Annotated in this window: 12 protein-coding genes and 1 pseudogene; all 13 read left to right on the top strand. The window is 41.2% G+C overall.

The genetic code is table 11. The annotated features are described in order from the left end of the window. Positions 1-102: 102 nt before the first annotated feature. The 13 genes and pseudogenes from AC1ECB_RS19115 to AC1ECB_RS19055 all read left to right on the top strand — a co-directional run bounded on the left by AC1ECB_RS19115 (position 103) and on the right by AC1ECB_RS19055 (position 14,050). Positions 103-1,311, top strand: a complete 1,209-nt coding sequence (locus AC1ECB_RS19115) for an MFS transporter (protein ID WP_485665274.1) — start codon at positions 103-105, stop codon at positions 1,309-1,311. Between the two features lie 655 nt (positions 1,312-1,966). Beyond that, positions 1,967-3,160 (top strand): hypothetical protein, encoded by a 1,194-nt coding sequence (locus AC1ECB_RS19110; RefSeq protein WP_485665273.1) that lies wholly within the window; start codon positions 1,967-1,969, stop codon positions 3,158-3,160. A gap of 51 nt (positions 3,161-3,211) precedes the next feature. Beyond that, positions 3,212-3,568, top strand: coding sequence for an energy transducer TonB (locus tag AC1ECB_RS19105; RefSeq protein WP_485665272.1), 357 nt, complete (start codon positions 3,212-3,214; stop codon positions 3,566-3,568). An 87-nt stretch (positions 3,569-3,655) separates the two neighbouring features. Next, positions 3,656-4,078, top strand: coding sequence for a hypothetical protein (locus AC1ECB_RS19100; protein WP_485665271.1), 423 nt, complete (start codon positions 3,656-3,658; stop codon positions 4,076-4,078). Between the two features lie 504 nt (positions 4,079-4,582). Beyond that, the gene (locus AC1ECB_RS19095) at positions 4,583-6,040 is read left to right on the top strand and encodes a WD40 repeat domain-containing protein (protein WP_485665270.1); all 1,458 of its coding nucleotides are present in this window, start codon (positions 4,583-4,585) and stop codon (positions 6,038-6,040) included. A 27-nt stretch (positions 6,041-6,067) separates the two neighbouring features. Continuing rightward, the gene (locus AC1ECB_RS19090; protein WP_485665269.1) at positions 6,068-6,604 is read left to right on the top strand and encodes a lipase family protein; all 537 of its coding nucleotides are present in this window, start codon (positions 6,068-6,070) and stop codon (positions 6,602-6,604) included. 213 nt (positions 6,605-6,817) lie between these two features. Next, on the top strand, positions 6,818-7,924 hold the full coding sequence (locus AC1ECB_RS19085; protein WP_485665268.1) for a WD40 repeat domain-containing protein: 1,107 nt from the start codon (positions 6,818-6,820) through the stop codon (positions 7,922-7,924). A gap of 27 nt (positions 7,925-7,951) precedes the next feature. Then, positions 7,952-8,488, top strand: coding sequence for a lipase family protein (locus tag AC1ECB_RS19080; RefSeq protein WP_485665267.1), 537 nt, complete (start codon positions 7,952-7,954; stop codon positions 8,486-8,488). 191 nt (positions 8,489-8,679) lie between these two features. After that, positions 8,680-9,027 (top strand): annotated as a pseudogene (locus tag AC1ECB_RS19075) (Tle-like phospholipase domain-containing protein); the annotation flags it as partial. Between the two features lie 2,090 nt (positions 9,028-11,117). Then, complete coding sequence (locus AC1ECB_RS19070) at positions 11,118-11,906, top strand: calcium-binding protein (RefSeq protein WP_485665266.1); 789 nt, start codon at positions 11,118-11,120, stop codon at positions 11,904-11,906. Between the two features lie 913 nt (positions 11,907-12,819). Next, positions 12,820-13,176: a hypothetical protein gene (locus AC1ECB_RS19065; RefSeq protein WP_485665265.1), complete on the top strand. Its 357-nt coding sequence runs from the start codon at positions 12,820-12,822 to the stop codon at positions 13,174-13,176. A 126-nt stretch (positions 13,177-13,302) separates the two neighbouring features. After that, on the top strand, positions 13,303-13,596 hold the full coding sequence (locus tag AC1ECB_RS19060; protein ID WP_485665264.1) for a hypothetical protein: 294 nt from the start codon (positions 13,303-13,305) through the stop codon (positions 13,594-13,596). A gap of 52 nt (positions 13,597-13,648) precedes the next feature. Next, a complete protein-coding gene (locus AC1ECB_RS19055; protein ID WP_485665263.1) occupies positions 13,649-14,050 on the top strand; it encodes a hypothetical protein in 402 nt (133 codons plus the stop codon). The last annotated feature ends 14 nt before the right edge of the window (positions 14,051-14,064 follow it).

Below are 14,064 nucleotides of genomic sequence, written 5' to 3'. Positions count from 1 at the left end.
ATAAAAAGCCCCCATAAACTTACTGAAGAGGTAAGTTTTGGGTGCTTTTTTATCCTATTACCCACTGTTAGAATTATATGATAAAGAGGGAGTTGTATAGCTTTGAATTGGCGTAGAAATCTTTGGACTTTAGCTTTTGCAGTGATGCTGTCAGGCTCAAGTTATACTATGGTTATACCGTTTTTGCCGCTATATCTTTTGGATATCGGGGCCAGTCCTCAGAAGGTAAATATGTGGTCAGGGCTGGTGCTTTCAGTTACGTTTCTGGTTGCTGCTGTGCTGGCTCCCTACTGGGGGCGATGCGCAGATAAAAGTGGCCGGCGCCGGATGGTCATGCGGTCAGGCTTCAGCCTGGCTGTGGTTTATTTTCTGGGTTCACTTGTTAGGAATCCACTGGATTTGTTTTTTGTAAGGCTGCTGCAAGGGTTTGCTAACGGCTTTGTCCCGGCGGCTATGGCAATTGTAGCTGCCTCTGCGCCTAAGGGAAACTTGGGCCTTAGCCTGGGTATTATGCAGACCACACTGCTAGTCGGCGGTATTTTAGGACCACTAGTGGGAGGGACACTTTCTCACATCTTTGGCATGCGTCTTTCCTTTGTGGTAGCTGCCGGCATTATTTTTGGCGGCACCTTGTTAGTAGGCTGGCTAGTAGTAGAACCGGAGACAGAGAATCAGTCTGCCTGCCAGGAGACTGGCAGTATATTGGGGGATTTGAAAACCGCGCTTGCTAATCGGCAGCTAGTGCAGATGATGCTGTTGTTATTTGCTGTGCAAGCCGTTGGCATGGTGTTGCAGCCGGTTATTGCATTGTATGTGGCTGAATTGCAGGGCACTATGGATGGAGTTGCGCTAAAGGCTGGCTTGGTATTTAGTCTGGCCGGTATTGCCGGAGCAATAGCGGCGCCCATATGGGGACGATTGGGTCAAACACGAGGCTTTTTTAAAATTATGGTTATCGCTTTCCTGGGTGCCGGAATATTTAATCTGTGGCAGTTTTTCGCCAATGATATTTATCAGTTCGGCGTGCTGCAATTTCTTTATGGGTTATTTATTGTGGGTGTATTTCCGGCCATTAATGCGATTGCGGTATCTTCTGTCGATGCCGACGCGCAAGGCCGGGTCTTTGGGCTGACAACAACGGCCAATCAGTTGGGGCAGATGCTGGGACCGGTTTTGGGCGGCGTGATTAGCTCGTGGCTGGGAATTGCATCAGTGTTCCTCTTCACTGGAAGTATACTTATACTGCTGGGCGGGTTGGTATTCCTCGTCTTTATGTATAAAACCTGCCCACGGGAGCAGGCCCAATCGTAAATTGCCGCGAGAAAAGAATAGCCGGCAAACATATAGAAACACCCTCCAACATATGAGACAATGAGTTATTTTGCAGATAGTTTTCTGATTTATGGCGGATTTATTGTGCTATCAGAATGCCGTTTTAATGTGTAAATTAACATCTTGAATTTCCAGATATAATAAAGACAATAGTGAAAGGCATGTGTATTACAAGCCTCTCACTATTTTTTTTGAAGCGTTTTTGGTGAAATGGATTTTTTAAAAGAAACTAAATAATAACAGTAGCAAAACAAGCTGAAAGAATAAAAGATTATATAAACTTATAAAAAATGAGCTTAATTTTGTTGATTATAGTTGATTTGAATTGTGAGCTGCTTTATCATTTAAATAGGAAGATATGGAATTTTATTTAAAATTTAACTATCAATAGGAGCCTTTACATAAAAATTTCTAAGAACCAGTGAAAATAGAAATCTTAGAGGAGGATGGAGTATGGATTAAAGTCGTAAAAAGCTACGGTATTAGTGCTTAGCAAAATGAATTGGGCTTGCATCTTAAGACGCATGTTATTATTCAAGATCGAAACAAAGTGTTTTGCGGTTTCGTATTTGGAAATCAGTATTCGGATTAATAATGATAGCTAGTTTTTGTTATCTTGAAGGGGGTTTAAATTATGAAGAAAACGTATGTGGTTTTAATTGTCTTGGTATATATAGTTATCTTCACTAATTCAGCGAAGGCAATGGATACTATACTTCTTATTACTCACGATAAAGCCTTTTCTGACAAGTGGGATAAGACAGCCTTAATTGCAGGGCCAAATTTAGTAATACCTAAGCAAGTTTTCCGAAATCAGGACTTACTAATAATGCCTATAATTGGTAATCCGGCAATTGATAATATTCGTTATGCTAAAGTACATTATGAATTACAATTAATTGAACCTGATGGTAAGATTGGCTTTGAAAGAAAGGATTTACGGTCAATAGATGGAATAGTAAGTAACCCTAAAATATTTAGATCTAGTTTGGACTATACGAAGCTAAGATTTGATAATGAAAGCAAACCGGGTAAGTATACGGTCAAAGTTGTGGTAAGGGATCTAATTGCTAATATTAGCGTTACCAAGGAACAACAGATTGAGCTGACTGAGTATGGAAATGAGAAATATTTTAGCGATTTTGCGAGCTACTCTAATTGGACTAATACATATTATCGTAATCCAACGCCGGAAAAGGCGATAGATGGACTTATCTTTTACGCAAAATTATCTCCGACGATCCGAGGCAAATCATTTCCTTTTACTAGCGCTTTTTTTAGTAAAATTTTTAATGATAACAAGTATTTAATCCTATATCTTTTAAAAGAATATCAAGAGCAAAGTGAGGACACTAAAATTGCCATTTTGGAAATCCTTCCTTATATTGAATATGACGCAAGTGATTTTATTAGTAACCTAACAGAAAAAGAAAAACTATTTTATCAGGCATGGTTAAAAAAATGTACACAATATCCTCATGCTGGTATACATCCACAACTTTTAAAAGATAGTGCGATACAAGCATCGCAATTAGACATGTTATGGGGGACATTTATAGCAAGTGGTGAATATAAACCAGTTAAGGCAATTGTTGATGTTCTGGCGTTTGGACGGTACAAAGGAGAGCTTGCTAAATATACCCAGACTAAGCAAGGAGAAGATCAAGAAAACGCTGCTTGTGACCTAATCTACCGCGCTGCAAAGTGGTCGATAAAGAGTAACATACAACAACACCAGCTTGTTAGGGATTACTGTAATTTTATTTATAATAATGAGCCTTTAAGCGAACAAGTAAGCTCAGAACTTAGAGAAATATTGGGAAATTAAATTAATTCCAGGGAATTTAATATTTTGAAAAAATAGAAAAGGATGATTAATATGCGTAAAATAAAGTTTGTGTCAATTGTGCTAGTGTTTTGCATTATGGCCTTGCTTGGTTCTACTTGCAATGCTAACGTTTCCTCGCCAGAGAGCGAGACAGACCTTGCTCTCCAAAAGATACCCCTGAAGATTAGTGAATCATCTGTTGGCAATCCAGATGAGGCCAAGAAAAAATCTTGGGAGGGTAAGGTATTAGTGAGGATGTTTATATCGGATAAAGGCATTGTTGAAGATGCAAAAATACACAAAAGCTCTGGTTCTGAGACTCTCGATAATGCAGCCCTGAAGTATGTGATTCATCGAAAATCTGTTTTATTACATGGAACCTTTCTGATTACGCAGATTTTTGGATAACAGATAATTAGTTGACTGATTTAAGGTGAATAATGGATTCAGTAGAGTTTAAGAGGGTGTCACCAACCCCGTCTGTACTCTTCCGGAATGGGAACTGCTGTCAATGCCTATGGCAACCAAACCTATTATCCTGTTGACCCTCTCGTTCTGGACCTCAATGGTGATGGTGTCAAGCTCACCGACTATGCCAGTAATCCTGTCCTTTTTGATGCCGACCATGACGGTAAGCTGGAACAGACCGGCTGGGTATCCAAGGAAGATGGGATGGTAGTCGTCGACCGGAATGCTAACGGCAAAATTGATGATATGTCGGAGACTCTATCGGAATACTATGGCGGACAAGCGGGGACTAATGGCAATAGTACTAAGCCGTACAAAAATGGTTTTGAGGCGTTAAAGAGCCTGGACTCTAATCACGATGGTGTATTTAATGCCGGTGATGTTGCCTGGAGTACTGTAAAGGTGTGGGTAGGCAGCAATCTGGTTGTTCACTCAATTGGTGAAAGCTGAATGGGAGTTCCCAACATTTCCCATTTGCATAAGTTCTCAACAAAAGAAACGCATAAAAAATTGATATTGATTAGCAAACGATGTAGCGGAAGGCATTTGGAACAAACCTTTCGTTTTTTGATGTGTTTCCAGTTAAAATAATTTGCCATAAGATAAAAACGAAGTAAAACAAATAAAAACAACAATAAACTTGATTTATAATATAAAGTTTATTGTTTTAGTTGATTTATATTTTATTTTGCATTATTCTATACATAGAATAATATGTAAATATAATTAATAATTAACAATTTTAACTTTAACAGTAAAACATTACACTAAAAACAAGAAATCGGTTTGGAGGTGAAATATGGACTACAGACTAAGAAGCCGGAAGAATATATTGTCATAAATATAGTAAGCAAGCGGTACAAGAGTTTAAGATGGTGTCAGTAACCCCGTCCCCTTGACACTGTTGTTCTTTCTTTGCGTGCAAAAAGCAAAATTATAACGGAGTGAAACATTATGAAATATTCGTTGCCAATTTTACGCGTTTTGGCTGTACTCTATTTATTGCTTTCGATACTTAATGTAATTGGTTATTTTGGTATAGGTCCGGCGTTTTCCATAGTTGTATTTCCGACATTAGCCTTTCTAGTTCTTATAAAACCAACTTCCAACGGCAGGATTTTTCTGTCTGCCGCGCTACTTACTGAAACTTTAGTTCGTTTGTTTACGGCCTTTAGATTTGTCACCGGGAGCAGTCTTTTGTGGTACCCGGAATTACAGTTTCCGACAATAATCGGATACAATTATTATTGGGCTCTTGCTTTTTTTACTGCTTTTGGGTTGGTTATTAAGGCTAAGGAACAGTTTATGAATGCAGAAAAAAGGTCTTGGTACAAAGGATTGATCGTTATCCTGGGGTTTGTAGTAGTAATACTGCCATGGTATGAGGTAAATGTCAGTTTACGATCAGGGCCTGGGGTACTTGGTTATAAACCCTATGTTAAACATGTGCTGTTTAGCCCAAGTGGTAAAGTTGTGTCAATTACTGAGTTTAGTGTTCACACGTACGAGATTGATACAAAGAAAGAGGAAAAATTATCCCCGTCCGCCGGAGCGAATTCAGCAGTATATAGCACTGACGGCAAACTCTTAATAGTAGGGACTTCTATACCGCTAGATAAAGATAAAGGGAAGTTCGGAGTGTTGATTTATGATTTAACGACTGCTTCGCGTCAAGGACACTACCTGACTTTTAGTCCGGTGGAAAATGAAAGCGACAATTACTCGTATCCGGTCCAAAAGGTAGTACTAAAACCTAATAGTCAAGAAATTGCTGTAATTACTGGAAGAAACGAAGATTTTATTGAAATCTGGGATATTAACGCCGATAAGCGAATACAACGTTTTGATCTTCATCAAATAAGTTTAAAACTTACCGGCAAACCGACATATGTATTGTCGATTGCTTTTGATCCGACCGGCCAGTATCTAGTGGCTGGGGGCATGAATGGTGATATGTTTCTATTCGATTTAGCAAAGAATATGGTGAAAAATTTTTCTTCAGGTTATGCAGGAGAGATATATGATTGCGCATTTAGTCCGGACGGGAAGATTCTTGCACTTGCGTTTAATCAGAAAGTTGACCCGAAAAAATATAAAGGTGGCTCTCTGAAAGGATATGTCGAACTGTGGGATTTTGCAAAACTGGAACTGGTCAAAAGAATGACATGGGACTCGGATGGCCGATGCCGTGCTATAGCTGTTAGCCCTGATGGCAGGTATGTATTATCTGCCGGTGACGGTAATCTTGTAAGAATTTGGGATACAAATAATGGTCAGCAACTGGATGTTTTAAAAGATTATCCTGATACAATTATTTACTCAGTGGCAATTAACCCTACAGGTGATTATGTGATTGCAGGCGGAGGTGAATATACGAAATTTTGGGCATTTCCTTACGCTCCAAGTCGTTAGAAATTAACATTAAAGGAGAGGATAGTAATGGCTACAACTGCAGAGTATTCAGTGATGAGTTTAGCTGTCTATGGTGGAAATCCATTGCCGGACAACTGGGTTCCGTTTGGAGAACCCGGAACGGGCGAACAATCTGGTTTTTATGGACAGGCATATAAAAACCAGCTAACCGGTGAGATAGTGGTAGCTTTTCGCGGTACGGAGATTACAGAGTTCAATGATTTAAGGACTGATGCACAACTTGCTACCGGGGTAGTTCTTCCAAAGCAGTTCTGGGATGCGCAGATTTATTATAAAAGTATTAAAGACCAGGCAGGACCAGAACATGTCTCCCTAACCGGGCATTCCTTAGGCGGAGCATTAGCTCAGCTAGTTAGTGCTTATTATTATACAAATTCTCCATCAGGCAGTAAGGTTAGTATATATACGGAAACTTTCGAAAGCCCCGGCATGATGAACATGGCGGGAAGCAATTTTATTGGATTTGATATTAATGCAACATATAATATAACAAATTGGAATAGAATATCTGATATTTTCGGGGTTGGATCACACATAGGATAGACTAACTTGCTTCCTCCGACGGTTAACTTACCTTGGTGGACCAGTGTTAGTGTTGCGGGAGGAGTTGTATTATCGGAAACAAGGGGACAGGGTATTTGTTTTTCTTTTATAGAATTTGGCAAAAACGCAATCCCTGTCCCCGCGTTTTCTTCTTATTGGGCTCTTGCTTTTTTTACTGCTTTTGGGTTGGTTATTAAGGCTAAGGAACAGTTTATGAATGCAGAAAAAAGGTCTTGGTACAAAGGATTGATCGTTATCCTGGGGTTTGTAGTAGTAATACTGCCATGGTATGAGGTAAATGTCAGTTTACGATCAGGGCCTGGGGTACTTGGTTATAAACCCTATGTTAAACATGTGCTGTTTAGCCCAAGTGGTAAAGTTGTGTCAATTACTGAGTTTAGTGTTCACACGTACGAGATTGATACAAAGAAAGAGGAAAAATTATCCCCGTCCGCCGGAGCGAATTCAGCAGTATATAGCACTGACGGCAAACTCTTAATAGTAGGGACTTCTATACCGCTAGATAAAGATAAAGGGAAGTTCGGAGTGTTGATTTATGATTTAACGACTGCTTCGCGTCAAGGACACTACCTGACTTTTAGTCCGGTGGAAAATGAAAGCGACAATTACTCGTATCCGGTCCAAAAGGTAGTACTAAAACCTAATAGTCAAGAAATTGCTGTAATTACTGGAAGAAACGAAGATTTTATTGAAATCTGGGATATTAACGCCGATAAGCGAATACAACGTTTTGATCTTCATCAAATAAGTTTAAAACTTACCGGCAAACCGACATATGTATTGTCGATTGCTTTTGATCCGACCGGCCAGTATCTAGTGGCTGGGGGCATGAATGGTGATATGTTTCTATTCGATTTAGCAAAGAATATGGTGAAAAATTTTTCTTCAGGTTATGCAGGAGAGATATATGATTGCGCATTTAGTCCGGACGGGAAGATTCTTGCACTTGCGTTTAATCAGAAAGTTGACCCGAAAAAATATAAAGGTGGCTCTCTGAAAGGATATGTCGAACTGTGGGATTTTGCAAAACTGGAACTGGTCAAAAGAATGACATGGGACTCGGATGGCCGATGCCGTGCTATAGCTGTTAGCCCTGATGGCAGGTATGTATTATCTGCCGGTGACGGTAATCTTGTAAGAATTTGGGATACAAATAATGGTCAGCAACTGGATGTTTTAAAAGATTATCCTGATACAATTATTTACTCAGTGGCAATTAACCCTACAGGTGATTATGTGATTGCAGGCGGAGGTGAATATACGAAATTTTGGGCATTTCCTTACGCTCCAAGTCGTTAGAAATTAACATTAAAGGAGAGGATAGTAATGGCTACAACTGCAGAGTATTCAGCGATGAGTTTAGCTGTCTATGGTGGAAATCCATTGCCGGACAACTGGGTTCCGTTTGGAGAACCCGGAACGGGCGAACAATCTGGTTTTTATGGACAGGCATATAAAAACCAGCTAACCGGTGAGATAGTGGTAGCTTTTCGCGGTACGGAGATTACAGAGTTCAATGATTTAAGGACTGATGCACAACTTGCTACCGGGGTAGTTCTTCCAAAGCAGTTCTGGGATGCGCAGATTTATTATAAAAGTATTAAAGACCAGGCAGGACCAGAACATGTCTCCCTAACCGGGCATTCCTTAGGCGGAGCATTAGCTCAGCTAGTTAGTGCTTATTATTATACAAATTCTCCATCAGGCAGTAAGGTTAGTATATATACGGAAACTTTCGAAAGCCCCGGCATGATGAACATGGCGGGAAGCAATTTTATTGGATTTGATATTAATGCAACATATAATATAACAAATTGGAATAGAATATCTGATATTTTCGGGGTTGGATCACACATAGGATAGACTAACTTGCTTCCTCCGACGGTTAACTTACCTTGGTGGACCAGTGTTAGTGTTGCGGGAGGAGTTGTATTATCGGAAACAAGGGGACAGGGTATTTGTTTTTCTTTTATAGAATTTGGCAAAAACGCAATCCCTGTCCCCGCGTTTTCTTAAAGTCTGGTGGTTAGACGAATAATAGGAGGGAATAAGAAATGGCCGTAACGACTTCGGTATATGCGGATTTAAGTAGTGTAATCTATTATGATGGGCTTACGAAAGTACCTGCAGGGTGGAGACGTATAAGTGTCAAAGAAGATGCTGAAACGGGATTTCGAGGCGAAGCGTGGACAAATGCTCCCAAAAGCGCAACAAGCACGAGCGGCTATGATGTGGTCATAGTAGCAAGAGGTACAGACAATACTCCAGGAGTATGGAATGATTTGCAATTAGGAATAGGGGCCGTTCCCCAGCAGTATGATGTTTTGAGATCGTTCTACGATACCGTAAAATTCGAAAACCAAGGCGCTACTATTTCTGGCACGGGGCATTCTTTGGCTGGCGGGCTGATGCAGCTACTTAATGCAGACTTGTGGAACAATAATAATGGGCAGCAGATACATATAGAGACTTTTGAAGCTCCGGGTATGTCCCAAGTTACGTCTCAGTTTGGCTGGAGCATGTATAACAATTATGATACAGTAAATTATTGGAGGTACAGTGACATTTTTCCATGGCTTGGCGCAATTCATTTAGGTAAAAACGTACAATTGCCTCCAACGGGATTCTATAATTTTTTAACAGAGCCAATTGCTACCTGTGTAAAAGGAGAACACAGCATGGCGTCTCTCGCGGATGATATCCGGACTGGGAAAGTGTCGACTACTATCGGCTATGTTCCAGATAGTAATTCATTTTTTCCACACTGGGAGAATTTGCTTGCTGAATCAACGCCGGATTTAAAGGCAAGTTTTGCCTCTTCTCTATTATCTAATGGGAATATAAATTTAAAGAGCTGGTTTGGAAAAGGCGGGTTAGATCCTTCAGGGAAAAACGGAAGTTCTGATGATATACTAGAAGTTGTTGTAACGGCGACCAGACCAGTAATAATCCCAGTCACAGTCCAGCCAGGAGATAGCATTAATGGCAATATTGCTGACGCATTCAATGCAGATGGGCAGGCTATAGTCAATGGGACAAGTAAGCTAGGCGGAAGCTATATATGTAATCCGGGTGAGGAGGTAAATGTTCCAGTTCTTTTTGATGATAATGGCAATGCTACTTACAAGGTCCAGCAAAATGATAACTGGGATATTATATCTGCAAGAACAGGCATTCCTATAGAGACTTTACTGGCTGAAAATCCAAGCCTTCCTAAACAAGGTATTCTCCCACAGGATACAAAAGTATTTTTCAATGTAACAGATGTAGCAAAAAACAATTTTCAAGTCACCGTTACCCCCAACCTCACACCAAAACAACAAGGATCAACCGACTTGCAGCAGCAGGAGAATCAGGTTGGACAAGGAACAGTCTTCAGCGGTGGCGGCTATAATATTTTAACAGATCCAATTAGCCTCAATTACGGTACAGATATTGTATCAGGATTATCCAATTCAATTCTTTCTGATGGAACCATGCCCGGGAATGGAAATCTTAACCCACAATATCTGATTACAACTCCTTTTGAGGGATTTATATCATCGCCAACCTGGTCAGGCGTAAATATCAACTCGATATCCGGTCAGACTTATATACCTGTAGATCCCCTTGTTTTGGACCTCAACGGCGACGGTGTAAAACTCACCGACTACAGTTCGGCACCTGTTCTCTTCGACGCCGACAATGACGGGGGCAGTCTGGAGCAGACCGGCTGGGTGTCGCCGCAGGACGGTATTGTGGTTGTAGATCGGAACAATAATGGTAAAATCGATAACATTTCTGAAACCATGTCCGAATACTACGGTGGAGCAGCCGGCGTAAACGGCACAGCAGGCACCAAGCCCTACAAGAACGGTTTCGAAGCGCTCAAAAGCCTGGATTCCAATCACGACGGCATATTTAATAGCAGTGACACCGCCTGGAGTTCAGTCAAAGTCTGGGTAGATGCCAACCACGACGGCAAGTCCTGGAATGATGCCAACAATAACAATGTCATTGACGCGGGTGAAGCTTCTGAACTCAAGACATTGACGCAACTCGGTATTACTCAAATCAACCTTGCCAACCAGGTCCAGTCGGGCGAAGTGCTTGATGGCAATGAAGTGTTGGCCCGCGGTAGCTTCGTCCAGAACGGTCAATCCAAGACGGCCATAGCCGCCAACTTTCTCGCCAACCCCAATGGCAGTACTTTTACCACTTCGGGCAGCGGCATTGTGGCAAAAACCCAAGGCTCAGGCAGTACAGCTCCTACCAGCGCCTACGTTGCGGGCAGCTCTACCGGTGAGATTATTAACGTGGCGACCAAAGGCGTGAAGAATGCCTACGGCGGTGCCGGAAACGACACACTTATCGGCGACGCAACAACAACTGGCTCGCAGGCGGACAGGGAAGCGACACCTTCAATGCCGGAGCCGGCGATGACGTTCTGCTCATTGACGCCGACGATAAACAGGCTAATATTCACGCCGGCGCGGGCACAGATGTTGTGCAGGTGATTGGCGATAAAGGCGTGACGCTAAACCTGGCGCAAGCCGAAGTTGAAATCGCCCAGGGTGGCCGAGGCGCTGACGTCTTCATCGGCGGCGGGACAAGCTCGGTCTTCATTTCCGGTGGTGATGGCGATGATATCATGATCGGCGGGGCGGCCAGCGATGCCATAGCCGGTGAAGATGGCGACGATTTCATTGATGGCGGAGCAGGCAACGATGTGCTGCGAGGCCACCGTGGGCGCGATAACATCTATGGGGGAGCAGGCGACGATTTTCTTGACGGCGGCCAGGACGACGATGCCCTCTACGGCGGCAGTGGCAACGATGTGCTCAAAGGCAGTACCGGCGATGACTATATTGACGGCGGTGCCGGCACCAACGTAATTGAGCTTTCCGGCAGCTTCTCCGAGTACCGGATTACCAAGACAGCCAACGGCGTGTGGATCAGCGACACAGTGGCCGGGCGTGACGGTACCGACTTTGTCAAAAACGTCAAAAAAGCCAATTTCAAGGACGTAAGTCTGGTTGAAATACCCAGCAATACCAGCGCGGGCCTGGAAAATCCGATGCCGGTGAAAGACGTGCTGACAAAGGACAAAAATGGCGTTGCCTTCGATCACGCTAACGCGCATCTCATTGCCAAGGAGCAACTGTTGATTAATGACATCGACTGGCAGGGGGACAGTCTTAAGAGAAGCGCAGGGGCGTTGTTTTTGCTTCTGATTAAAAACAAGATAAACAAAAGCAAAAATAGAAAAATAGTAGACACAACAGCAATTTGCGCAGCGTAACAGGGATTCATAAAGTATTATATCTAGTAGTAAATACCAGCGAAGCGAAATGAACGTCCCTTTGCTTCTTCTCTGGGCTAGAGAGGTGTTTTTTAGCTATTCAATTGCAAAACTGCGGAAACGATGTAGCGGAAGGAATTTGGAACAAACCTTTCGTTTTTTGATGTGTTTCCAGTTAAAATAATTTGCCATAAAATAAAAAAACAAAGTAAAACAAATAAAAACAAAATAAACTTGATTTATAATATAAAGTTTACTGTTTTAGTTGATTTATATTTTATTTTGTATTATTCTATACATAGAATAATATGTAAATATAATTAATAATTAACAATTTTAACTTTAACAGTAAAAACATTACACTAAAAAACAAAAAATCGGTTTGGAGGTGAAATATGGACGAAAGACTAAGAAGCCGGAAGAATATATTGTCATAAATATAGTAACCAAGCGGGGAGTGTTTAAGGTGGTGTCACCAACCCCGTCCCCTTGACACTCGGGAACAAAGGCATTGACTGGAAGCCTAAGCGAAAACGAGAAAGGTTTTACCAAAGATAAGGTTACGTGCTTGATAGCACACTTATTTGTACTTGAAAAGGCGTCCTACACATATAAATATGCGGCTTGTCTCCACTGGAGGCAGACCACTCACCTCCCCGTGATTTGTAGTATACCGTTGTCCCTACAAGTTGAGTATAGAAGAAATAAAGCGTTCTGGCATCAATTTTCATAACGTTTGTGCCTTGAACGCAGTGAAAGGCGTGAATATAAATATGGACGAAAGACTAAGAAGCCGGAAGAATATATTGTCATAAATATAGTAACCAAGCGGGGAGTGTTTAAGATGGTGTCACCAACCCCGTCCCCTTGACACTCCTCAAATAGAAAATATCCGACAGGGGAGGAAATATGGGTGATGGAGCCTTTAAAAATGGAACAAGTTGCACTTTCATTGAAGAAGTTATCAGAGATTATTATTAAAAGTGTACTTGGTTTATATATTATTGGTGCTATTTTTATGCTGTGGTGGAGAAGTAGCATCATTAATGTAATAACACCTAATGAGGAAATGGTTTTTGGTAGTATATTCCCGATGATTGCATTTTTTTTAATAAAACTGAACAGGTATCTGGTTGGTAAGAAGACTTCTTTGTGTTTGATTACTTCGATAATTGTGAGTGTGTTGCCATTTCTCTTTATTATATTTTCTGTCACAGCACCATTAAGAATTATTGTGCTATACGACAATCTCATAAGATCTTTTAGGTAATTTCGATAAACGAATAAAAGATGGCATGACATTGCCGGCCCACCTTAGATATCTAGCAATATGGAGACTCTGGTGATCGTTACTGGCTATAAATATGAAGATAGTAAAAACTGGAGGTAATTTGCTATGAGCGAAATTTTTGTACCCAATCCCGAGATTAAAAACATTACGGTAAACGGTATTACTGTGCCGGAACTGGCTGATTGTGCAGACTATTCTTACTCGACTACAGGTAATCCGCGTGGATTTACGGCAGTGGATGAGGTATGGGATAAAGCCACAGGTTTTTATGCTCGCATATTTCAAAAAAACGGAACCAATACATATGTAGTTGCTACTCGTGGATCGGATGAAGCAAGAGTGTCTGATGATGCTTTAGGGTTAGCTATCCTAGCTCCTCAGTTCGTCGATTCTGCGTAAGAAACTGTGTAATGAGACTGTTTCAATACTTCAAAGGGGAGTGGAACTGAATATGACATGGTTGCAAGTAATAGTAGTAAGTTTTGGAAACCCAATTGCGTGTTATGCACTGTTGTTCACAAGGTTTCCTGGCGCGTTTATTTCGCTAGGCACTAATATGGACAAATTATCATTCATTGGATGGATAGTGTTATTTTTATTTGGGTTTTCATATATTTTGGCACTTTCTGGAATTAGGGCAATATCCAAACATGACAGAACATTTCGTGAAATAATCTATTACGTTGTAGCGAAACTTTTTCCGGTGTCACTTATTGGTCTTATTTTACCTATTCTTTTATCCCAAGGCATGGAGTGGAATGTCTTTGGTTTCATAATTTTCCCACCGTCTATGCTCTTTACTATTGTGTACCTTGGTTTTTCATTTTCTTGTCTAATTTCTAAACAAAAATAAACAGGAGGTAATCT

The sequence above is a fragment of the Sporomusa sp. 246TCP1 genome (assembly GCF_057319775.1).
Note: the sequence above shows the minus strand (reverse complement) of the source record. Positions and strands in the feature narration are given on the sequence as shown.

Bases quoted from the DNA above. Each gene is read 5' to 3' on its own strand.
- AC1ECB_RS19110 (WP_485665273.1), top strand. From the start codon at position 1,967: ATGAAGAAAACGTATGTGGTTTTAATTGTCTTGGTATATATAGTTATC.
- AC1ECB_RS19105 (WP_485665272.1), top strand. From the start codon at position 3,212: ATGCGTAAAATAAAGTTTGTGTCAATTGTGCTAGTGTTTTGCATTATG.
- AC1ECB_RS19100 (WP_485665271.1), top strand. From the start codon at position 3,656: ATGGGAACTGCTGTCAATGCCTATGGCAACCAAACCTATTATCCTGTT.
- AC1ECB_RS19095 (WP_485665270.1), top strand. From the start codon at position 4,583: ATGAAATATTCGTTGCCAATTTTACGCGTTTTGGCTGTACTCTATTTA.
- AC1ECB_RS19090 (WP_485665269.1), top strand. From the start codon at position 6,068: ATGGCTACAACTGCAGAGTATTCAGTGATGAGTTTAGCTGTCTATGGT.
- AC1ECB_RS19085 (WP_485665268.1), top strand. From the start codon at position 6,818: ATGAATGCAGAAAAAAGGTCTTGGTACAAAGGATTGATCGTTATCCTG.
- AC1ECB_RS19080 (WP_485665267.1), top strand. From the start codon at position 7,952: ATGGCTACAACTGCAGAGTATTCAGCGATGAGTTTAGCTGTCTATGGT.
- AC1ECB_RS19060 (WP_485665264.1), top strand. From the start codon at position 13,303: ATGAGCGAAATTTTTGTACCCAATCCCGAGATTAAAAACATTACGGTA.
- AC1ECB_RS19055 (WP_485665263.1), top strand. From the start codon at position 13,649: ATGACATGGTTGCAAGTAATAGTAGTAAGTTTTGGAAACCCAATTGCG.